We start from the raw sequence: 20,434 nt of genomic DNA, 5'->3' as shown, positions 1-20,434 counted from the left end.
CGGTCACTTGGCCAGAGCGATCTCGGCCCTGGGGCGCGCCGTGCCCCGCACCCGCTCCCGCATGATCGTCTTCAGCACTCTCCACCCGTCCCGTACGGCATGCAGATTGCTGGCTCCGTGGATGCGGCAGCGCTCGTGGCTGGGCACCTCGGCGATGGTGAGACCCGCCTTGGCGGCCCTGACGTTCATCAGCGTCTCGATCTCGAAGCCGTCGCAGTCGAGGTCCAGCGCGTCCAGGTGGCGGGACCAGAACGCGTTGTAGCCGTAGCACAGGTCGGTGTAGCGGGTGCCGTACAGCAGGTTGGTGGCGAAGGTCAGGGCCTTGTTGCCGAGGGAGCGCAGGACGCTGATGTCGTCGGAGCCGCCGCCGGGGGCGTACCGTGAGCCCTTGGCGAAGTCGGCGCCCTCGACCAGCGCGGTCACGAAGGTGAAGATCTCCCGGCCGTCGGTGGACCCGTCAGCGTCGATCATGACGATGATGTCGCCCTTCGCGGCCGCGAACCCCTCGGTCAGGGCATTGCCCTTGCCGCGCCTGGTCTGCGTGACGACGTGCAGGTCCGGGCGGAGCCGGCGGGCGACGGCGACCGTGTCGTCGGTGGAGTTGCCGTCGACCAGGATGACCTCGTCGATCCAGTCGGGCAGGGTCGCGAAGACGTGAGGAAGGTTCTGGGCTTCGTTCAGTGCGGGTACCACCACGGTGACCGTGGGGGCGAACGGGCCATTGTTCATGTGACCAAGGTCTGCGACAGCGCCTGCAATCCGCTTGACATCCCCTTGCAAAACGATCAGATCTCTAACCCGGGGCATGGCCGAATAAGCCATGCTTAGAGGTGATTTGTGCTTGTAACCCATGGTTCATCTGGGTGGTTAAGTGTCGAGACAATCTGACCTTGACTTGTGTCCGAATATATGCGTTGCTGTCAGGAAATCTGGGCCTTATCCGGGCACGCACACGGTGACACCGCCCGGCACCACCTCGGCCCGCAGTACCCGCGCGGTGTCCCTGGCCCCGCCGTCCAGCTCGTACGTCCTGGGCGCGGCCAGCTTGACGCGCACCTTCCTGGCCCTGGTGATCCGGACGAAGGGTGAGCGGTCGGAGCGCCCGGTGCTCATCGTCGTGAGCAGGCGCATCCACTCCAGCCCGCTGGCCGCCGTCGCCACCCCGACCTCCAGCCAGCCGTCGTCGGGACGGGCGTCGTCGAACGCCCGCACGCCGCCGGTGATCGTCCCCACATTGCCCAGCAGTACGCAGCTCGCCTCGCCGTCGAACCACTTCACGCCGTCGATCTTGATCTTCATCCGGATGGCGCTGCCGCCGACATGCCTGAGACCCGTCCACAGGTAGGCCAGCTTCCCCAGCCGTTCCTTCAGTCCCCCGTCGGCGTCGGCGATCATCTGGGCGTCCAGCCCGGCGCCCGCCATCACCGCGAAGTGCTCGCCGTTCAGGCGGCCGAGGTCGAGCCGCCGGTGCCGGCCGTGGAAGCCGATGCGGACCGCCTCGGGCAGGTCGTGCGGGATGTCGAGGTTCTGGGCGAGCAGGTTCGCGGTGCCCGCGGGCACGACCGCGATGGGCACGTCCGATCCGGCCAGCGCGTCGACGCAGCGTTGCACCGTACCGTCGCCGCCCCAGACGAAGATCAGCTCGGCGCCCTCGTCGACCGCCTCGCGCGCCTTCTTCGGCGCCTTCCTGCTCTTCGGCACCTCGTACCAGAGCAGTTCGCCGACGTCTTCCTCGCTGATCAGGCGGCGCAGTTCGTCGAGCCCTCCGCCGAGGGACTTCTTCCTGTGGGCGATGACCGCGACCGTTTTCACAGCCGTCCGGCTACCCGGTCAGCGCCTCTTCATGCTCACAGGCGGCGAAGCAGGGACTGCTTGGCCTGAGCGAACTCCTCCTCGGTCAGCACCCCGTCGCGGTGCAGCTCGCCCAGCTCGCGCAGGCGGCGCAGCAGCACGTCGGACTCGCCGGGCTCCGGCTCACCGGGCGGGGGTGGGGGCGCCTCCTCGACCACCTGCGGCTCGGCGGGGTGCGGCAGCCGGGCGACGATGGCGGCCAGCAGGATCGAGACGGTCCTGACCTCCTTGTCGAAGCCCCACAGCTGCAGGCAGTTCGGGTCGTGCTTGGGCTCGACCTTGCTGACGGCGCCGCGGACCCGGAAGCGCACGTTCCCGTTCTCCAGGCTCGCCGACGGCGTCCACTCCACGCCGAGCAGGTCCCGCAGCGCGATCTGCCGCGCCCCCAGGGAACGCTTCTCCTCGTCCGCCATCCAGTTCCACTCCAGGCGGATCGTCTCCCCGTCGAACGTAGCCGTCCCGTCACCCCCTGAGGCGGTCAGCGGAACGCCGGGCCCCTGCATCAGATAACGATCCGACGGCCCGCCCGGCACCTGCTCGATGACCAGGGCGTTGCGCACCTCGTCCGTGAAATACTGCGCGGCCCCGGTACGGCTCGCGTCGATGCTGAGCCGATAGGGGTCGGCCGCGTCCGGGATCCGGCCGCCCGCCGCCTGCGTGAACGGATCCGCCCCCTCGCGCAGCCGCAACCGCAACCGGCCGCCCTTGCGGGCCGGTTCGTAGGAGATGCCCGCGATGGCCTCCAGCGGCACCGCCAGCTCGCCGAGCGCCTGACGCAGCTTGTGCACACTGCGCTCGCGGGCGGGCACGATGCGCAAGGTACGGCCGTCGAACGTCCAGGAGCCGTCTTTAACCAGAACCTCGGCCATATCCGGAATCCTAGCCGTCGGGGGCTGTTCTCCTCAGCGTACGAAAGTCGTAGAGTGCGAGCATGACATGGCGACATTGATCTTCACTTGACTCCAGGCTCTACGCCTACTCGTTCCTCGAAGACCTCGTCCTGCTCTACCCGGTGTACGCGCTGCTGTTCGCCGACACCGGGCTGTCGCCCGCGCAGATCTCCTCACTGTTCGTGCTCTGGTCGGTGACCGGGGTCGTCCTCGAGGTGCCCTCCGGCGTGCTGGCCGACCGGGTCTCCCGCAGGCTCCTGCTGGTGCTCGCGCCGCTCGTGATCGGCGCCGGATTCGCGCTGTGGACCTTCGTCCCGTCCTATCCCGCCTTCGCCGCGGGCTTCGTCCTGTGGGGCGCCGGCAGCGCCATGCGCTCCGGCACGCTGCAGGCGCTGGTCTACGAGGAACTGGCCAGGACGGGCAGGCAGGACGCGTACACCCGGCTGCTGGGCCGGTCGGTCGCGCTCGGCACCATCGCGACCATGGTGGCCGGCGCGCTGGCCGCTCCCGCGCACGCGCTCGGCGGATACCAGGCGCTCGGCGTGGCCAGCGTCGCCGTGTGCGTCCTGGGCGCGGCCGTCGCCCGCACCCTCCCGGAGTCACGGGCGGGCGAGCCCTCCTCCACGCAGGTCCTGCGCCACGGTCTGGCCCAGGTACGGCGCTCGCCTCACGTGCTGCGTGCCCTGGTGATCGTCTCGGTGGTCTCCGGGGTGACCGCGCTGGACGAGTACCTGCCGCTGCTGGTCAAGGGGACGGGCGTGGCGACCTCCGTGGTGCCGCTGTTCGAGGTGATGGTCACGGCCGCGATGACGGTGGGCGGCTGGTACGCGGGCCGTGGCTCGCGGGCGGCCGGTCCCGTGCTCGCGCTCGGCGCCCTGGGCATGGCGGCGGGCGCGGCGACCGGGAGTCCGGCCGGGTTCGTGCCGGTCGCGGTGGCGTTCGGGGTGTTCCAGTGGGCCATGATCGCGGCTGAGGCGCGGCTGCAGGACGGCATCGACGACGGCGCGCGGGCCACCGTGACCTCGATGGCCGGGCTCGGCGGGGAGGCGGTGGCGGTGCTGACGTTCGCGGGCTACGCGCTGGGCTCGGTGTGGGCGGCGCCGCGGCTGATCTTCGTGGTGGCGGCGGTGCCGTACCTGGTCATCGCGGTGGGGTTGCGGAGGGGGTGAGGCTGGCCACGACCATCGCGATCAGTTGCTCGAACGTCTCGTCGAGGTCCTCCGGCAGGCGGAAGCCGCCGGAGGACTCCAGCGTGGCGAAGCCGTGCGCCGCCGCGCGCAGGCACCGGGTGGCGTGGATGGCGGCCGGGCCGTCGAGGTCGTACCCGCGCAGCACGGCCAGGATGACGCCGATCATCCGCCTTCCGGCGGCCTCCAGCTCGGAGTTATGCAGGGGGGACGGCGGGATGGCCGCGTAGCGGTGCGGATGCTCCACCGCGTACCGCCGCCAGGCGCGCATGAGCTCCGCCACCGCCTCGTCGCGGCTGCGGCCCATCACCGCCTCGCCGAGCACGACGGCCATCTCGTCCATCGCCCTGAGCGCGACCCGTTCGCGCAGCTCGGCGAGGTTTCGCACGTGCTTGTACAGGGAGGGGGTGGCGACGCCCGTGCGCGCGGCCACGGCCGCCAGCGTGAGCGCTTCGCCGCCCTGCTCGTCCACCACCCGCAGCGCCGCCTCGACCACGGACGCGGGGGTCAGCCCGGCCCTAGGCATGCTTGACCAGGAACGCGTCGATCGCGGCGAAGGTCGCCTCGGGCAGCTCGGCGTGCGGCAGGTGGCCCCCGCCCTCGATCATCGTGATCCGCGCGTCCGCCAGCAGGTCCTCGGCCAGCCGGGCCTCCGCGGCGGGGTCCGGGAAGTCCGGGTCCTTCGTGCCCATCATGATCAGGACGGGGCAGCGCACCTCGCCCGCGCGGTCGGTCCAGTGGACGGGCGCGGGCGCGACCACTCCGCTGACCGCCGCCATGCGCCCCGGCTCGCGCAGCGTCCGCTTCATCGCCCGCATGTACTCCTTGCCGGGCTTGGCCGTCGGGAACAGGGTCTTGTAGTACATCGTCCACAGGGTAGGGGAGGCCATCACGGCGCCCTGGATCAGCCTGAGGAACAGGCTCAGCTGCGGCTTGCCGACGAACGGGCCGATCAGCACCACCCGCTCGACCTCCTCGGGCGCCTCGGCGGCGGTGATCGGCACGGCTCCGGCGCTCGACGAGCTTCCGACCAGGATGGCGGGCCCGCCCAGGTGCCGGACCAGCGCCAGGATGTCCCCGGCCACCGCGCTCTGCGAGTAGTCCGACCAGCCGGTGCTCGACTCGCCGTGGCCGCGCACGTCCAGCGACGCCACCCGGTAGCCCGCCTCGACCAGCAGCGGCGTCAGCGATCCGAACGCGGCCCGGCTGTCACCCATCCCGTGCGCGCACACCACCAGCGGGCCCTGCCCGGTCACCTCGTACGCCAGCCGCCCACCCGGAACTTCGAGAATGCTCATAGCTGCTAAGCTAATGCCATTAGCCAGAAATGCCAACCCCGTCTTCGATCTCTCGCCGCCCGTCACTCCCGTACAAGACAGAAGGGATGCCCGACCGGATCCGCGAACACCCGCCACCCGCCCTCGTCCCGCAGCAGAGCGGCCCCCGCCTCCAGCGCCAGCTTCTGAGCCTCGTCCAGATCCTCGACGCCGATGTCCAGATGGAACTGCTTGGGGTGGACGGGATCGGGCCATCGCGGCGGGCGGTAGTCGTCCACGCGCTGGAAGGCGAGCACCCAGCCCGCGCCGGTGTGCAGCGTGGACCAGTCGTCGGTCAACGTCCAGCGGGGATCGGGGCGATCGACATCGCCCCCGAGAAGCGCCTGATAGAACTGGGCCAACTCCCCAGGAACGGGACAGTCCAGCACGACACATTGGAGACCGATGACCACGGCCACTCCCTTCTGCGCATAGCGATCACGCCTCGCTCTCGCGATGTCCGCGACCGTCCTGAAGATCTGTTTACACTGACGCCCTATGGACTGGACCGAGCGAATCGCCGGCATCAAGCGATGGTCGCGGAACGGGGAACGGGCACCGCACAAGCCACTCCTGCTGCTCTACGCCCTCGGACGGTTCCAGTGCGACGGCGGCACACCGATCCCGTTCAGTACGGCGGAAGCCGACCTGAAGCGCCTACTCAAGGAGTTCGGCCCGCCCCGCGACACCAGCCCCGGCTATCCGTTCCACCATCTCACCTCCGACGGCGTCTGGCTGGTCGACACCGTGAACGGCCCGGGAAGCCCCGGCTCGGAGCTGGGCCGACTGCGTCAGAGCCAGGCGTCCGGTCGCCTGCACCCCGACCTGGTCCGGGCGCTGACCGCCGATTCGCGGCTGGTCGCCCACCTGGCCAGGCTCCTCCTCGACGCGAACTTCGAGCCGTCCCTGCACCCCGACATCTGCCGGCGCACCGGCCTCTCGCTGGAACTCGGCCCCGCCCCCGCCGTGATCGCGGTGGCCCGCCGGGACCGCGCGTTCCGGGAGCAGGTCCTCATGGCGTACGAGTACTGCTGCGCGTTCTGCGAGTACGACGGCTGGCTGGACGGCACCGCGGTCGGGCTCGACGCCGCGCACGTACGCTGGTGGGCCTTCCAGGGGCCTGACGAACTGGCGAACGCGCTGTGCCTGTGCGTGCTGCACCACAAGCTGTTCGACAAGGGCGTTCTCGGCCTTACCCCCGGGCGTACCATCAGCGTCTCCGCCAGGTTCGTCGGCCGTACGGCCGTCGCCGAGTCCATGGTCAGGTCCCTCAGCGGACGCCCGGTCCGCGACCCCCAGCCGGGTCTCGACCGCGTCGACCTCCCACACATCGACTGGCACGCCCGCCAGGTCTTCCGTCAGCCTTCCCGTGCGGCCTAGGGAGACCGCTGCTGTGGCACCCTGGTGCGGCCGCGTGCCGGGGGTTACGCGCTCGGCTCGCCGATCTTGATCCAGTAGCGCCGCATGGTGTCGTGTTCTCGGGCGTCCTCGCGGATGCCGCCGTGGCGTTCGATCGTCTTCGCTGAGGCGGCGTTGTCGACCTCGCAGACAATCAGCACTCGGTCCAGGCCGAGAACCGACGCCTCGTCGAGCATCCGGCCCAGCGCCCAGGTGGCCAGCCCGCGCCGGCGCGCGGACGGCCGGATGCCATAGCCGATGTGGCCGGCCCGCAGCACGAAGTCGTTGAGCTCGTGCCGCAGCGCGATCCCGCCGAGCACCTGGTCGCCCTCGACGATCCATCGGTACGTACAACGCACCCGGCCGGTCTCGTCGGCCAGTCGCGCCACCCAGGACGCGAACCCGTCCGGCGAGTCGACCTCGTCGGACGGCCGCAGACCGAAACCATCCTCGTGAACACCGGGACCCCAATCGTCGCGGGCCTCGAGCCAGGCGGCGTGCAGACGGGCGGTGGGCGCGATCAATTCGGGCATACCGCGACCCTACCGATCCGAGGCGCGCACGGCACCGCTGACCTCGGCATTCCCGCCCTTCCGCAAGCCGTTCGCCGAGGAATGGAGGCGTGGGGAATTGTCCTTGTTTGGGTCGAACGTCGGCTAAGTCTTGTGTCGGGGGAACAGGGGGATTGACGGGCGGGGTATGAAGCGCAGCAAATCCGTTCCGGTCTGCCGATATACGTTCGTCGGCTCCTCCGAGGAGGAAGAGCAGTGACCAGTACCATCAGCAAGAAGGTCGTGTTGGAGAAGGCCGCACAGGACTTCGCCTACGCCAACTCCAAGCCACCCTTCATCTATGAGCTCCCGCCCGAGCAGGGCAGGGAAGTGCTGGAGAAGCTGCAGTCGGACCCGAGCGTGCCCAAGCCGGACGTCGACGAGGAGTGGATCCAGGTGCGGGGCGGACCGACCGGGGTGATCCCGATACGGATCATCAAGCCGAAGGGCGCCACAGGGACACTGCCGGTCATCTTCTACATTCACGGCGCGGGCTGGGTGTTCGGCTCGGCCCTCACCCACGATCGGCTGGTCCGGGAGCTGGCCGTCGGCACCCACGCGGCCGTGGTCTTCCCCGAGTACGACCGCGCTCCGGAGGCCAAGTACCCGACCCAGATCGAGCAGAACTACGCCGCCGCCCAATGGGTGATGAACCACGGCCCGGAGAAGAACCTGGACCCCGCCCGGATGGCGGTGGCCGGTGACTCGGTCGGCGGCAACATGTCGGCCGTGCTGGCGTTGATGGCCAAGGACCGCGGGGACGTGAACGTGGTCGCCCAGGTGCTGTTCTACCCGGTCACCGACGCCGACTTCGACACCGAGTCCTACCGCCAGTTCGCCACCGGCTACTACCTCAACCGCGACGGCATGAAGTGGTTCTGGGACCAGTACACCACCGACCCGGCCCAGCGCGCCGAGGTCTACGCCTCCCCGCTGCGCGCGAGCAAGGACCAGTTGCGCGGCCTGCCGCCCGCGCTGGTCCTCAACGGCGAGGCGGACGTGCTCCGCGACGAGGGCGAGGCGTACGCGGCCAAGCTGCGCGAGGCGGGCGTGGAGGTGACGGCGGTACGGCTGGCGGGCATGGTGCACGACTTCGCCATGGTCGACCTGCTGCGTGACACCCACGCCAACCAGACCGCGATGGAACTGGCCATCACCTCCCTGCGCAAGGCACTTCACGACTGAGCACTGTCGATCAGCTATGCCCTGGCAATCGGGCGGCCTCGCTCAGCCGCGTCCTCGACAGGCGGCTGAGTGCGGCCAGCCCTGACACCGCCAGGGCCGTCACGCTCGTCACCAGTAGTACGTCCGAGACCACCGTGAGGTCGCCGGGGGCCAGCCCCTGCGCCGCCTGCAGCACGCTGACCAGCACCATCCCGCCGTAACCCGCGGTCGCGGTGGCGACCAGCCGTACCCTCGCGACCTCGCTCCAGGCGGACAGTGCGAGCACCCCGGCCAGCAGCGGCAGCACCTGCATCGCGTGCAGGGTCACCGCGTGCGGCACCTTGAGCTGCCCGGCCGCACCGAAGATCGACAGGTCGGTCGCCTGGGGCGGCAGCCCGATGCGGCTCGTGATCCAGCGTCTCTACCGGCACGGCTACCTCGACATGGCGCGCATGGAACGGATGGTGGCCCACGTCGTTCCACAATGATCAAGGGTCCGACCGCTGTCTCCAGCGATCAGGTCCTTGACCTTCATCCATCGGCAGGATTTGAGCCTGCGGCCTCTTCGTCCCGGAAGCCCCGCGCCGCCCTGGCCAGCCTGCCGGATCGCCCTCTAGTGAGGAGGGCAGGAGATGGCGCTGTACCCGTATCCCATGTACCCGATGCCGCGAGAGCGGTCGGTGAACCCGACCTGGCCCCAGGCTTGGATGCAGCGGTCGCCGGCGAGGATGGAGACGGCCTTGGTCCGGATGCTCGCGTTGTACACGGTGTCTTCGGCACGCGGGGACGGGCTGTTGTTGCCCCACGGGTGAAGCCTGCGGCACTCGTCGGCAGTGCGGCCACACGCCCACAGGGATACTTCCATGTCCTTGGAAAAGCGTTCGGCTACCGCGCTGGTGTTGGTGAAGGCGCAGACCCGGCTGCCATTGCGGTAGACGTGCAGGAAGGCCCCCTTCATGGACTGGCCACTGCCCGTAACGGTGATCTGAATCCGGCCGATGGGCTTGCCGGCGCAGGGGGCTTGCTGGGCCGAGGCATGGGCCGGGGCCTCGATGAGGGAGCCGCTCAGGAACAGCCCCAAGGCCAGGCTCGCTGCGGAAGCCGTACGCAGAACAAAGGAAATCGTGGACACAAAGGTCCTTTCGGTGGGGGGAGTGGGTGAGCAGCCTCAGCTTCAGCGCCATCCGCTTCGTTTCGTGCGTGCGTCTTGCGGACCTGCCGTGCCCGCGGCCATGCTCGATTTCCCAGCACGAGTCGATCTCGGGAGGCGCGGTGCACACCAACGATCCCGGTGTCTCCCGCCGGAGCAGGCCATGACGGTGACGGTGACGCCTCCGGTCCGGCGCAAGGAGTCGGTCTCCGGGCGGGTGCGCACGCTGGCCGTACTGTCCCTGCTGACGCTGGCGCTGCTGCTGGCCGCGATCCTGGCCGGAGCGGCGAGTACCGGCTCCAGCCTGCGCACCATCGGGCATGAAGCCGGGCCGCAGGTGCTCGCCACCACGGGCCTGCACCGGCAGATGTCGGAGATGGACGCGCTGGTGGCCGAGACCCTGCTGCTGGGCAGGGAGTACGGCCCGCAGCAGCAGACCGACCTGACCAGCTATGACCAGCGGCGGCTGGAGATCTCCGAGAGCCTGCTCAAGGCCTACCGGCTGGCCCTGGACAACCCCGTCGAACAACGCACGGTCGAGTCGCTGATCGAGGGGCTGGGCCGCTACGAACGGCTGGCGGCCCAGGCCCGGCTGCTGGACACGCAATCCAGGCACACCGCGGGACAGCCGCCCGACACCGTGGTCGAGGCCTATCAGAAGGCCACTGACCTCATGCACCGCGAACTGCTCCCCCAGGCGTACAACCTGACCCTGGAAACCGGGACGATCGTCAGGCGCGCGCACGACGCCGAGCGCTCGACCACCTCGCTGGCCCGCTCCGCCGTCATCGTCACCGGACTGCTCGCGCTGGCCTGCCTGCTGGGCCTGCAGGCCTACCTGACCAGCAGGTTCCGCCGGGTCTTCGCGCCGGCCCTGGTGGTCGCCACCGTGCTCACCGCGGCCGGTCTGGTGACCGGCACGGCCCTGCTCAACCGGCAGGGCCAGGCACTGGAGGAGGCCAAGCGCCGCGGGTTCGACTCGGTGCTCACCCTGACCAGAGCACGGGCGATCAGCAAGAGCATGCACGGAGACCAGAGCCGCTACCTGCTCGACCGCTTCCGCAAGGACACCTACGAACACACCTTCCTGGACAAGTCCCGGACGATCGCGGCCGTCGAGTCCACCAGCCTGCCCGACTACCAGAGCAAGCTGCATGCGAACTTCCAGGGACTCCTCGGCAGCCTGACGGGCCAGGACCGGGGACGACTCTTCGCCGTCTACCAGAGGTTTCAGCAGGCCGACGCGCGGATGCGGACCATGTCGGGCGAAGCGGCGATCAAGTTCTGGGACGGCGAGCTCACCCAGGCCTACGAAAGCTACGACAAGGCGCTGGAGGAGCTGGTCCGGCGGCACGAGTCCGACTTCGAGCGCGCCATCGACAGCGGCGACGGAGCCCTGGAGACACTGTGGCGGTGGATCCCCGCCGGGCTGGCCGCCGGCGCCCTGCTCATCCTGGTCGGCGTCTGGCCACGACTCAGGGAGTACCGGTGAGGAAACTGCTGATCTGCCTGATCCTGCTGCTCACCGCCTGCAGCGCCGCTCGGCCGGAATCCTTCATGGACAACGACGAGCTGGTCGTCGCCATCCGCTCCGACGTCCCGCTGATCAGTTTCAAAGGGCAGGACGGCGCCTACGACGGCTTCAACATCGACGTGGCCGAGGATCTCATCTCCCGGCTGGGCAAGCAGATCCGCTGGCTGGAGATCAAGGCCGGCGACCAGCTCACCGTGCTCACGGATGGGCGTGCCGACCTGGTCTTCGCCCACATGTCGGTCACCCCGGAGCGGAAGAAAGTGATCGACTTCGCCGGGCCGTACCACGTCGACTTCCAGGACATCGCGGTACAGCCGGCCGACAAGGGCGTCATCCGCGACGTCCGCGATCTGGAGGGCCGCAAGATCTGCTGGGTGCGTGGCACGAACATCGCCCAGCGGATCGTCGACGAGCGCCGGGTCAAGGCGATCGCCGTCCCGGCACCCGACTACAACGTCTGCCTCGAGATGATCAAGGACGGCAGGATCGACGCCATCTCCACCAACAGCCAGATCCTGGCAGGGCTGCTCACCAAGCCGGGCGTCGACCTGCACCTGGTCGGCGCGACCTTCAACGAGCAACGCACGTCGATCGGCGTTCGCAAGGGCGACGTCGACGGCTGTGAGGAGCTCAACCGGGCCATCACCCAGATGTACCAGGACGGCACGGCGCACATGTTGCTGGACAAGTGGTTCGGCAGGTCAGGCATTGACCTGTCGGTGGTCTCGGTTCCGCAGTTCGAGGGCTGCTCCTAGGCGGGCGGCGCGGCGATCTCCGCGCTGAACCTGTCGACCAGCGCCTGCTTGGCGCCCCCGGCGACCTCCACATCGTAGGAGACCAGCTTGACCGTCGCCGGGTCGGCCGCCTTGGAGTGCGCCGGCACCTTGGTGTTGGTGGGCAGGGCGTAGAACTTCACCAGCGGCCCCAGCCGCTGGGACGCTCCGCTCAGCGCCCAGTCGACGTACTTGCGTGCGCTGTCGGGGTTGTGGGCCCCGGCCAGCACGGCCAGGCCGCCGAGCTCGTAACCGGTGCCCTCCTGCGGGAAGGTCACCTGCAGGTTCGGATAGCCCTGCTCCTGGGCGGCGACGCAGTCATGGGAGAAGACGACGCCGACCGCCGCCTCCTCCTTGGCCGCCTGCACGGCGGCAGCACTGCCGGAAGAGTTGTATCTCAGCACGTTCGCGTGAAGGCTGCGCATGAAGCCGAGCGCCGCGTCTTGATCTCCGCCGCTGAGCTCCACATGCGTCCACAGGGCGGTGTAGGCGGTTCCGGACGTGGCCGGATGGGCAATCGCGACGCCGCCGCGCAACCGCTCATCCAGCAGCTCCCGCCACGAGCGGATCGGCTGCATACCCCGCTTGGCCAGCTCCTTGGTGTTGTTGCAGAAGGCCAGCACACCGGCATAGATCCCACTCCAGGCGTACTCCCGATCTGCCCACTCCTGCCGGATCTCACCGGACTTCTCGGACTTGTACGGCTCCAGCAGCCCCTGACTCTTGGCGGCCACATAGGAGTCGGCCGGACCGCCATGCCAGACGTCGAACTCCTGCCGTGCCCTGGCCGCCTTGATCCGCTCCAGTGCCTCTCCACTCGACAGCCGGACGAAGTCGGCCTCCACGCCGGTGGAATCGGAGAACCTCTTGACCATCATCGCGCACCATCGCTCGCTCGCCCCGCACGCGACCGTGATCTTGTCCCGCCTCGGCGTCGAACAGCCCGCGACCATCAGGACCGCTACCAACGCGATGGCTAACGGCCTCATTGCCCCTCCAAGGGGTTCGCCGACGTCTCGCCCGTGTGCCGCTCCCATTCGACACTCCGCCACGAGAGTCACGCAACTGATCTCAGCTTGGCTGACCTACCGGGCCGAGGTCATGGCGCGAGGGGCTGCTCGTTCGTTCCGCGCCGATCAAGACAACCGGTCGGTGACCCTGGCGGCGGTCAAACGATCAAGGGCCCGACCGCTGTCTCCAGCGATCAGGCCCTTGACCTGCATCTATCGGGTCGGGGTGACAGGATTTGAACCTGCGGCCTCTTCGTCCCGAACGAAGCGCGCTGCCAAGCTGCGCTACACCCCGGTTGCACTACCGTCTTGCACGTGCTTGGGAAAGTCTAGCGGACTTCGAGGGTGGTTGTGACGCGTCAGCGGCGGGGAACCAGGGTGAGGAGGGACGCCTCGGGGAAGCACGCGAACCGCACCGGTGAGTAAGGGCTGGTCCCGAGCCCGGCGGACACGTGCAGCCAGGCGCTGTCGTGGCGGCTCACGCCCTTCACCCGGGCCCTGTCGATGCCGCAGTTGGTCACCAGAGCCCCGTAGAACGGGATGCACAGCTGGCCGCCGTGCGTGTGACCGGCGAGCAGGAGCTGGTAGCCGTCGGCGGCGAAGCGGGTCATGTTGCGCGGCTCGGGGGAGTGCATGACGCCCAGGCGCAGGTCGGCATCGGCGGGGGCGGGGCCGGCGACGAGGTCGTAGCGGTCGCGGTCGATGTGCGAGTCGTGGATGCCGGCCACGGCCACGTCAAGGTCGCCGATCTTGACGCGGGCGGTGGAGTTGTTCATGTCCAGCCAGCCCTCGGCCGCCATGCCCTCGCCGAGTTCCCGCCAGGGCAGCGTGGGCACGTGCTGGCGGCGGTCGGTCTTGGAGGTGCGCCACAGGTAGCGGGCGGGGTTCTTGGGCTTGGGGGCGTACAGGTCGTTCGAGCCGTACACGAACAGCCCGGGGCGGGGCAGTAGCGGCTCCAGGGCGTGCAGGAGCGCGGGGACGGCCTCGGGGTGGGCGATGGAGTCGCCGGTGTTGACGACGAGGTCGGGCTCCAGCTCGCCGAGCGAGCGCACCCAGTTGATCAGCATCCGCCGGCCGGGCGTGAGGTGCAGGTCGGACAGGTGCAGGATGCGGACAGGCCGCTGTCCGCGGGCGAGCACAGGGAGGTCGAAGCGGCGCAGCCGGAAGGAGTTGCGCTCGATGACCGAGGCGTAGCCGAGACCGGCCAGGCCGAGGCCGAGCAGGGACAAGGGGACTGCGGCAGCTTTCCTCACGTGTCCATCATGCCCGAGAAGCGAGGGTGGATGCCCGTCGAAGCGAACGCCGGACCTGCCGAGACGGCAAGATGGAGCGCATGAGCGCAATGAAGGACAAGCTGAAGGCCGACCTGACGGCCTCGATGAAGGCCAAGGACGAGATCCGGCTGCGGACGATCCGGATGGCGTTGGCGGCGGTCAACGTCGAGGAGGTCGCGGGCAAATCGGCCAGGGAGCTCTCCGACGACGAGATCGTCAAGGTCCTCACGAAGGAGGCCAAGAAGCGACGGGAGGCCGCGGAGGCGTTCGGCAACGCGGGCCGTACCGAGCAGGCGCAGGCGGAGTTGGACGAGCAGGCGGTGCTGGAGGAGTACCTTCCGGCGCAGCTCTCGGACGAGGAGCTGGCGAGGCTGGTCGACGAGGCGATCGCGGAGACGGGCGCCTCGGGCCCGCAGGCGATGGGCCAGGTCATGAAGGTCGTCAACCCGAAGGTCGCGGGCCGCGCCGAGGGCGGCCGCGTCGCCCAGGCGGTCCGCTCGCGCCTGGCCGGCTGACCAGCGGGTACGGCTGCCGCCGGGGTCACCCTCCCCGCGCCGCCGCCGGCGGGCGCCCGCCCGGTCGACGCCACTCGGGCGCGGGGGTACCGCGCCGTTACGTGAGAAGGGGCCTCCTGTCGAGGAGGCCCCTTCTCACGTTCGGGTCAGTTGTTCGGGACGATCGCCCCGCCGTTGTCGAAGATGTCCATCGGCCCGTCGGTGTCCCGGGTGCTGTCGTCGTGGCCCGGCGGCTCGTCGCCCCACGGGCCGAACCGGTCGCCGCGGTCCTTGTTCTTCTTCGGTGGCTTCGGCGCGCAGTTCTCGGAGCAGCCGCCGAACCGCTCGTTGTTCGGCGCGAAGAACGAGGTCTTCTCGACGCCCTCCAGGGACTTCATCATGGATTCCTTCCAGATGGGTCCGGAGATGGACGCGCCGTACACGTAGGGGTAGTAGGTCCCGCCGATGGTGACGCCGGTCAGGTCGTACTTGAAGGCGCCGCGCGGGTCGCCGATGCTGACCGCGGAGGCCAGGTTGGGGGTGTACCCGGCGAACCAGGCGGCGGTGTAGCCGTCGGTGGTGCCGGTCTTGCCCGCCGCGTCCCGGCCGATGCCGCCGACCTCCCGCATGGTGCCCTTGGTGAACACGCCGGACAGGACGTGGTTCACCGCGTCGGCCACTTCCTCGTCCATGACCTGCTTGCACTTGGGCTTGATCGTCCTGGTCTTGTTGGCGCGGTTGCTGATCTCAGTGATCGCCATCGGCTTGCAGTACTGGCCGCGCGAGGCGAAGACGGCGTAGGAGTTGGCCACGGTGACCGGGTCCATCTCGTTGACGCCGAGGGTGAAGGTGGGCACCTCGACGAGCCTGCGGCCGTCTGCGCGCTCGATGCCGAGCTTGTCGGCCATCTTGACGACCTTGCAGAGCCCGACCTTCTCCTCGAGCTTCATGAAGAAGGTGTTGACCGAGCCCCAGGTGCCGGTCTGCAGGGTCTTGAAGCCGCCGCCGCCTTCGCTGGAGTTGAAGACCTGGTGGGTCTCGCCGACCCGGTTGCCCTTGCAGTCGCGGAAGGGGGAGTTGGCGTTGGTGGGGATGTCGTAGGTCTTGCCGGTGTTGTTGCCGTCGCCGAACTTCATGCCCTCTTCGAGGGCGGTGGCCAGCGTGTACGACTTGGCGGTCGAGCCCTGCTGGAACCCGGTGCCGCCGCCGTGCTTCTTGTCGGCGACGAGGTTGTAGCTGATCTCGTTCTTCTTCTTGTTGTCGCCGAACTCGCGGCTGGCGGCCATCGCCCTGATCTCACCGGTGCCCGGAACGATCATGGCCTGCGCGGCGACCGGCTTGTCCTTGGTGGACACCCGCCGCTTGATGGCCCGCTCGGAGGCCGCCTGCATCTTCGGGCTGATGGTGGTCTTGATCTTCAGCCCGCCGCGCTGGAGCAGCTTCTCGCGCTCCTCGGGGGTCTTGCCGAACTCCTCGTTGGTGAGGATCTCGTTCTTGACGTACAGGCAGAAGTACGGGTACGGGCTCTCCTCGCAGCCGCCGGGGATCTTGGTCCCCTTGTAGCCGAGCTTGGCCTTCTTGCCCTCGACGGCCTCGGCCGGCGTGATCTTGCCGAGCTGGGCCATCCGGTCGAGGACCAGGTTGCGGCGGTGCAGCAGGGCCGCCCGCTCGGTCTTGCCCAGGTTCGGGTCAGTCGCGTTGGGGTTCTGCACGGCCCCGGCCAGCGTCGCCGCCTCGACGGTGCTGAGCTTGGCGGCGGGCTTGTTGAAGAAGCGCTTGGAGGCCGCCTGGATGCCGTACGCGCCGGCGCCGAAGTAGGAGATGTTGAGGTACTTCTCCAGGATCTGCTTCTTGGTGTACTTCGCCTCGATCGCCATCGCGTAGCGCAGCTCGTTCAGCTTGCGGGAGACCGTGGGCGCGATGGCCGCGAGCTTCTCCTTCTTGGTCTCCGCGCTGTTGAACAGCACCAGCTTGACGTACTGCTGGGTGATCGACGAGCCACCCTGGACGACGCCGCCGCCGGTGACGTTCTTCAGCAGCGCGCGGCCGGTGCCCTCCAGGTCGATGGCGCCGTGCTCGAAGAAGCGGAAGTCCTCGATCGAGACGATGGCCGTCTGCATGATCGGGGCGATCTGCTCCAGCTTCACCGACTCGCGGTTCTCGTAGTAGAACTGGCCGATCCGGTTGCCGTTGGCGTCGAACAGCTCGGTCTTCTCCGAGAGCGGGGGCTCGTCGAGGTTCTCGGGCTTGAGGGACAGCGACTCGGTCGTGGACTTGGCGGTCAGGCCCACGCCGCCGACGGCCGGCAAGGCGATCGCCGCCGTCAGGACGCCGGCCGCCGTGGCGGCGGCGAGCAGGCGCGCGAGGTTCACGATCGGGTTCGACTGATCTTTGCCCTGAGCTTGCACAGAGCCAAGACTACGACGAATGGGTGGGCTAATCGGTAACTGGACACCATTTCGCCTTGACTGGGAGGGGTGACTAGTCATTCCCGGTCAAGGTTCACGCGAGAAATTGGTCCTGCCGGGGTCTGTCGGCCCGAACGTCTTGTTGCGTACGTTCTCCTCTGCGGCAACTGAATACGGAGGCTCGGCGCCCGCGCCCGTCGGCCCCAAATGACGACTGACCACCTAAGGGGAGTGGGGTCGAAACATGTGGATCACGGATTGGACCTCCCGTGCCGCCTGTCGGGGTGCGGACCCGGACGCTCTGTTCGTCCAGGGGGCCGCTCAGAACAGGGCGAAGCTGATCTGCCGAGGATGCCCGGTCCGTACCGAATGCCTCGCCGATGCGCTCGACAACCGCATCGAGTTCGGGGTATGGGGCGGTATGACGGAGCGGGAACGGCGGGCACTGCTACGGCGGCGACCCGATGTGGACTCCTGGCGCGAGCTGCTGGAGTCGGCGAAGGAAGAGTACGAACGAACCAATGAGCTGATCGCGGGCTGATCGGCCCGCGGGAAGCACGGCCGACGTCACCCCCGTCGGCCGTGCTGTCATGCCCGAGCCAGGAGCTCCCCGATCTGGCGTAGACCCGCCAGGTCGTGGACGTCCTCCGACATCGCGGGGACCTGAACGAGTGGCACGGTGGGGTGGGCGGAGACGAAGTGCTCCTGCTCGCGCCGTTCCCGAGCGGCGAGCTGCATCCGTCCGGCGTGCAGCCGCAGCACGGCGGCGGTCAGCTCGTGCTCGCCCCGCGACTCCAGGTCCTCGGCCCCGGCGGTGCTGCGCGCCGCTGAGAGCCCTCCGGCGGGCGACAGGTGGACCCGATTGATCACCAGTCCGGCCAACGGCATGCGCTCCTCGGCGAGCCTCTCCACGAAGTAGGACGCCTCGCGCATAGCGTCGCGTTCGGGCGCGGCGACCACCAGGAAGGCGGTGCCGGGGGCCTGCAGCAGCTTGTAGGTCGTCTCGGCGCGCTGCCGGAACCCGCCGAAGACCGCGTCGAGCGCGGACACGAACGTCTGCAGGTCCTTGAGCACCTGCGCGCCCAGCAGCTTGGTCATCGCCCCGGCGACGATCCCGAACCCGGCGTTGAGCAGCTTGAAGGCGCTGCGCCCGCCGGCCTTGGCCGGGGCCATCAGCAGCCTGATGAAGCGCCCGTCGAGGAAGCGGCCGAGGCGCTCGGGCGCGTCGAGGAAGTCCAGCGCCGAGCGCGACGGCGGGGTGTCGACGATGATCAGGTCCCACTCGTCGGAGCGCCTGAGCTGTCCCAGCTTCTCCATCGCCATGTACTCCTGGGTGCCGGAGAAGCTGGAGGACAGCGACTGGTAGAAGGGGTTGGTCAGGATCTGCCGGGCCCGTTCGGGGTCGGCGTGCGCCTCGATGATCTCGTCGAAGGTGCGCTTCATGTCGAGCATCATCGCGAAGAGCTGGCCGCCGCCCTCGGGCTCGCTGATGAGCCGCGGGGTGTTGTCGAGCTCGCTGAGGCCCATTGACTGGGCGAGCCGACGCGCCGGGTCGACGGTGAGCACCACCGCACACCTGCCCCGCTCGGCCGCGCGCAGGCCGAGGGCCGCCGCCGTGGTGGTCTTGCCCACTCCGCCGGAGCCGCAGCACACGATGATGCGGGTGCCCGGGTCGTCGATGATGGCGTCCAGGTCGAGGCCGGGCGCGGTCCTGATCACGCTGCTCCCTTGGTGCTGAGGGTCTCGGCCAGTTCGTACAGTCCGGCCAGGTCGACGCCGTCGGCCAGCAGCGGCAGCTCGTAGCTCGGCACCGCCGCCCCGGCCAGGGAGTCCCGCTCCCTGGCTTCGAGTTCGGTACGGCGGGCATGCTCGGCCACCTCTTCGGCCAGCGCCTCGGCCACGGCGGAGGCGTCGGCCGGGCCGTCGGCCAGCCCCGCCGCCTTGAGCCCGAGCGCGAGCTCCCCGACGTCGAATCCGCCCTTGACAGCCGTGTCAAGATCCGCCGCCGGAAGCAGTGATTCACGAACCATGTTGATGAAGATCCCACCCACCGGAAGCCCGGCCGAACGCAATTCGGCAATGCCGTCCAGCGTTTCCTGAACGGGCATCTCCTCCAGCAGCGTCACGAAGTGAACGGCTGTCTCGGGGGATTTGACCACTCCGCTCACCAGATCGGCGTGGTTCTTGATCGGGCCGACCCTGGCCAGCCCGGCCACCTCGCCGGTGACGTTGAGAAAACGGGTGATCCGGCCGGTCGGTGGGGCGTCCAGGACGACCGCGTCGTACACCCGCCTGCCGTGCCGGTCGCGTCTGCGCACGGCCTCGGAGGTCTTGCCGGTGACCAGCACGTCGCGAAAGCCGGGGGCCACGGTGGTGGCGAAGTCCACGACGCCCATCTTGGTCAGCGCCCGCCCGGCCCTGCGCATGCCGTAGAACATCTCCAGGTACTCCAGCATGGCCTCCTCGGGATCGAGGGCCAGGGCGTGCACGTCGCCGCCGCCGGGCGCCACGGCGATCTTGCGCTCCTCGTACGGCAGCGGCGGCAGGTCGAAGATCTGCGCGATGCCCTGCCGTCCCTCGACCTCGACAAGGAGGACCTTGCGGCCACCCGAGGCCAGAGCGAGGGCGAGCGCGGCTGCCACCGTGGTCTTCCCGGTGCCGCCCTTGCCGGTGACCACATGCAGTCGCACGCCGTCCCAATCCCTATCCCTGGCTTCCACACCTGCAGGCTACCGAACGGTCACTTGACCTCGACCTTGAGATTGCTCACAGTGGCGCCGCACTACGCTGATGCGCATGAAGAAATGGGAGTACCTCACGGCCCCCGTGCTGGTGCACAACACCAAGATGATCCTCGACAACTTCGGCGCCGACGGCTGGGAGCTGGTGCAGATCCTGCAGGGCGCCACCCCGGAGCAGCTCGTCGCCTACTTCAAGCGGGAGAAGGCATGAGCACCCCCGAAGAGCGCCTGACCGAGCTGGGCCTGACCCTGCCCGAGGTCGTGCCGCCGCTGGCCGCCTACATCCCGGCGATCAGGAGCGGCGACTACGTCTACACCTCCGGTCAGCTGCCGATCGCGGACGGTGAGCTGAAGCGCACCGGCAAGGTCGGCGCCGAGGTCAGTGCCGAGGACGCCAAGGAGCTGGCCCGGCTGTGCGCGCTGAACGCCCTGGCGGCGGTCAAGTCGCAGGTCGGCGACCTGTCGAAGATCGTGCGTATCGTCAAGGTGGTCGGTTTCGTGGCCAGCTCGCCCGACTTCATCGGTCAGCCCGGTGTGATCAACGGCGCCAGCGAGCTGCTCGCCGAGGTCCTGGGCGAGGCGGGCAAGCACGCCCGCAGCGCGGTGGGCGTCGCGGTCCTGCCTCGGGACGCGCCCGTCGAGGTGGAGCTGATCGCCGAAGTCAGGTAGGAAGTCCGGTATGTCACCATGACC

General features: G+C 69.0%; 24 protein-coding genes and 1 tRNA gene. 10 read left to right on the top strand and 15 right to left on the bottom strand.

Going from position 1 to position 20,434, the window contains the following annotated elements:
- Window positions 1–3 precede the first annotated feature (3 nt).
- The 3 genes from ABZ911_RS35925 to ABZ911_RS35915 form a co-directional block, all read right to left on the bottom strand.
- Window positions 4–729 carry a glycosyltransferase family 2 protein gene (locus tag ABZ911_RS35925; protein ID WP_358066559.1) on the bottom strand — a complete coding sequence of 242 codons (726 nt, stop codon included), beginning with the start codon at window positions 727–729 and terminating at the stop codon, window positions 4–6.
- 207 nt (window positions 730–936) lie between these two features.
- Window positions 937–1,812: a diacylglycerol kinase family protein gene (locus ABZ911_RS35920; protein ID WP_358066556.1), complete on the bottom strand. Its 876-nt coding sequence runs from the start codon at window positions 1,810–1,812 to the stop codon at window positions 937–939.
- 35 nt (window positions 1,813–1,847) lie between these two features.
- Window positions 1,848–2,720 (bottom strand): DUF4429 domain-containing protein, encoded by an 873-nt coding sequence (locus ABZ911_RS35915; RefSeq protein WP_358066553.1) that lies wholly within the window; start codon window positions 2,718–2,720, stop codon window positions 1,848–1,850.
- Window positions 2,721–2,863: 143 nt separating this feature from the next.
- Here ABZ911_RS35915 and ABZ911_RS35910 point away from each other — a divergent pair, with 143 nt between their 5' ends.
- On the top strand, window positions 2,864–3,910 hold the full coding sequence (locus ABZ911_RS35910) for an MFS transporter (protein WP_358066549.1): 1,047 nt from the start codon (window positions 2,864–2,866) through the stop codon (window positions 3,908–3,910).
- Here ABZ911_RS35910 and ABZ911_RS35905 read toward each other — a convergent pair.
- From ABZ911_RS35905 to ABZ911_RS35895, 3 genes are all read right to left on the bottom strand, one after another.
- Window positions 3,882–4,454, bottom strand: coding sequence for a TetR/AcrR family transcriptional regulator (locus ABZ911_RS35905; protein ID WP_358066546.1), 573 nt, complete (start codon window positions 4,452–4,454; stop codon window positions 3,882–3,884). The genes ABZ911_RS35910 and ABZ911_RS35905 overlap by 29 nt on opposite strands.
- Window positions 4,447–5,226 (bottom strand): alpha/beta hydrolase, encoded by a 780-nt coding sequence (locus tag ABZ911_RS35900; RefSeq protein WP_358066543.1) that lies wholly within the window; start codon window positions 5,224–5,226, stop codon window positions 4,447–4,449. The genes ABZ911_RS35905 and ABZ911_RS35900 overlap by 8 nt, the downstream gene beginning before the upstream one ends.
- A 62-nt stretch (window positions 5,227–5,288) precedes the next feature.
- A complete protein-coding gene (locus ABZ911_RS35895; RefSeq protein WP_358066540.1) occupies window positions 5,289–5,657 on the bottom strand; it encodes a VOC family protein in 369 nt (122 codons plus the stop codon).
- An 85-nt stretch (window positions 5,658–5,742) separates the two neighbouring features.
- On the opposite strand from ABZ911_RS35895, the gene ABZ911_RS35890 reads away from it, so the two are divergent.
- Window positions 5,743–6,624, top strand: a complete 882-nt coding sequence (locus tag ABZ911_RS35890; RefSeq protein WP_358066537.1) for a phosphorothioated DNA-binding restriction endonuclease — start codon at window positions 5,743–5,745, stop codon at window positions 6,622–6,624.
- 44 nt (window positions 6,625–6,668) lie between these two features.
- Here the strand turns inward: ABZ911_RS35890 and ABZ911_RS35885 are convergent, their stop codons facing one another.
- Window positions 6,669–7,175, bottom strand: coding sequence for a GNAT family N-acetyltransferase (locus ABZ911_RS35885; RefSeq protein ID WP_358066535.1), 507 nt, complete (start codon window positions 7,173–7,175; stop codon window positions 6,669–6,671).
- Window positions 7,176–7,409: 234 nt separating this feature from the next.
- Between ABZ911_RS35885 and ABZ911_RS35880 the strand changes: the two genes are divergently transcribed.
- Window positions 7,410–8,378 (top strand): alpha/beta hydrolase, encoded by a 969-nt coding sequence (locus ABZ911_RS35880; RefSeq protein WP_358066532.1) that lies wholly within the window; start codon window positions 7,410–7,412, stop codon window positions 8,376–8,378.
- A 10-nt stretch (window positions 8,379–8,388) separates the two neighbouring features.
- On the opposite strand, the gene ABZ911_RS35875 is transcribed toward ABZ911_RS35880, so the two are convergent.
- Entirely contained in the window at window positions 8,389–8,685 is a 297-nt protein-coding gene (locus tag ABZ911_RS35875; protein ID WP_358066529.1) for a hypothetical protein, read from the bottom strand.
- 13 nt (window positions 8,686–8,698) lie between these two features.
- Between ABZ911_RS35875 and ABZ911_RS35870 the strand changes: the two genes are divergently transcribed.
- Entirely contained in the window at window positions 8,699–8,845 is a 147-nt protein-coding gene (locus ABZ911_RS35870; RefSeq protein WP_358066526.1) for a hypothetical protein, read from the top strand.
- A 125-nt stretch (window positions 8,846–8,970) separates the two neighbouring features.
- Here the strand turns inward: ABZ911_RS35870 and ABZ911_RS35865 are convergent, their stop codons facing one another.
- On the bottom strand, window positions 8,971–9,489 hold the full coding sequence (locus ABZ911_RS35865) for a hypothetical protein (RefSeq protein ID WP_358066523.1): 519 nt from the start codon (window positions 9,487–9,489) through the stop codon (window positions 8,971–8,973).
- A 181-nt stretch (window positions 9,490–9,670) separates the two neighbouring features.
- On the opposite strand from ABZ911_RS35865, the gene ABZ911_RS35860 reads away from it, so the two are divergent.
- Window positions 9,671–10,999, top strand: coding sequence for a hypothetical protein (locus ABZ911_RS35860; RefSeq protein WP_358066520.1), 1,329 nt, complete (start codon window positions 9,671–9,673; stop codon window positions 10,997–10,999).
- The gene (locus ABZ911_RS35855) at window positions 10,996–11,796 is read left to right on the top strand and encodes a transporter substrate-binding domain-containing protein (protein ID WP_358066518.1); all 801 of its coding nucleotides are present in this window, start codon (window positions 10,996–10,998) and stop codon (window positions 11,794–11,796) included. The genes ABZ911_RS35860 and ABZ911_RS35855 overlap by 4 nt, the downstream gene beginning before the upstream one ends.
- Here ABZ911_RS35855 and ABZ911_RS35850 read toward each other — a convergent pair.
- The 3 genes from ABZ911_RS35850 to ABZ911_RS35840 form a co-directional block, all read right to left on the bottom strand.
- A complete protein-coding gene (locus ABZ911_RS35850; RefSeq protein WP_358066515.1) occupies window positions 11,793–12,803 on the bottom strand; it encodes an ABC transporter substrate-binding protein in 1,011 nt (336 codons plus the stop codon). The genes ABZ911_RS35855 and ABZ911_RS35850 overlap by 4 nt on opposite strands.
- A gap of 242 nt (window positions 12,804–13,045) precedes the next feature.
- Window positions 13,046–13,119 (bottom strand) — tRNA-Pro (locus ABZ911_RS35845).
- A gap of 64 nt (window positions 13,120–13,183) precedes the next feature.
- A complete protein-coding gene (locus ABZ911_RS35840) occupies window positions 13,184–14,077 on the bottom strand; it encodes a metallophosphoesterase (protein ID WP_358066512.1) in 894 nt (297 codons plus the stop codon).
- An 80-nt stretch (window positions 14,078–14,157) separates the two neighbouring features.
- Between ABZ911_RS35840 and ABZ911_RS35835 the strand changes: the two genes are divergently transcribed.
- A complete protein-coding gene (locus ABZ911_RS35835; RefSeq protein WP_358066509.1) occupies window positions 14,158–14,613 on the top strand; it encodes a GatB/YqeY domain-containing protein in 456 nt (151 codons plus the stop codon).
- A 146-nt stretch (window positions 14,614–14,759) separates the two neighbouring features.
- On the opposite strand, the gene ABZ911_RS35830 is transcribed toward ABZ911_RS35835, so the two are convergent.
- The gene (locus ABZ911_RS35830) at window positions 14,760–16,964 is read right to left on the bottom strand and encodes a transglycosylase domain-containing protein (protein ID WP_358066506.1); all 2,205 of its coding nucleotides are present in this window, start codon (window positions 16,962–16,964) and stop codon (window positions 14,760–14,762) included.
- 280 nt (window positions 16,965–17,244) lie between these two features.
- Here ABZ911_RS35830 and ABZ911_RS35825 point away from each other — a divergent pair, with 280 nt between their 5' ends.
- A complete protein-coding gene (locus ABZ911_RS35825; RefSeq protein ID WP_148036282.1) occupies window positions 17,245–17,541 on the top strand; it encodes a WhiB family transcriptional regulator in 297 nt (98 codons plus the stop codon).
- A 47-nt stretch (window positions 17,542–17,588) separates the two neighbouring features.
- Here ABZ911_RS35825 and ABZ911_RS35820 read toward each other — a convergent pair whose 3' ends face one another.
- Window positions 17,589–18,716 (bottom strand): ArsA family ATPase, encoded by a 1,128-nt coding sequence (locus ABZ911_RS35820; RefSeq protein WP_358066619.1) that lies wholly within the window; start codon window positions 18,714–18,716, stop codon window positions 17,589–17,591.
- Window positions 18,716–19,690, bottom strand: coding sequence for an ArsA-related P-loop ATPase (locus ABZ911_RS35815; RefSeq protein WP_358066503.1), 975 nt, complete (start codon window positions 19,688–19,690; stop codon window positions 18,716–18,718). Before ABZ911_RS35815 ends, ABZ911_RS35820 begins: the two co-directional genes overlap by 1 nt.
- Before the next feature lie 106 nt (window positions 19,691–19,796).
- Here ABZ911_RS35815 and ABZ911_RS35810 point away from each other — a divergent pair, with 106 nt between their 5' ends.
- Together ABZ911_RS35810 and ABZ911_RS35805 are read left to right on the top strand one after the other, a co-directional pair.
- Window positions 19,797–19,952, top strand: coding sequence for a hypothetical protein (locus ABZ911_RS35810; RefSeq protein ID WP_358066500.1), 156 nt, complete (start codon window positions 19,797–19,799; stop codon window positions 19,950–19,952).
- Window positions 19,949–20,410, top strand: coding sequence for a RidA family protein (locus ABZ911_RS35805; RefSeq protein WP_358066497.1), 462 nt, complete (start codon window positions 19,949–19,951; stop codon window positions 20,408–20,410). The genes ABZ911_RS35810 and ABZ911_RS35805 overlap by 4 nt, the downstream gene beginning before the upstream one ends.
- Window positions 20,411–20,434: the final 24 nt, after the last annotated feature.

This window comes from Nonomuraea sp. NPDC046570 (genome assembly GCF_040645915.1).
GTDB lineage: Bacteria > Actinomycetota > Actinomycetes > Streptosporangiales > Streptosporangiaceae > Nonomuraea.
The sequence above is the reverse complement of the archived record's forward strand: the minus strand, read 5'-3'. Positions and strand labels throughout refer to the sequence as shown.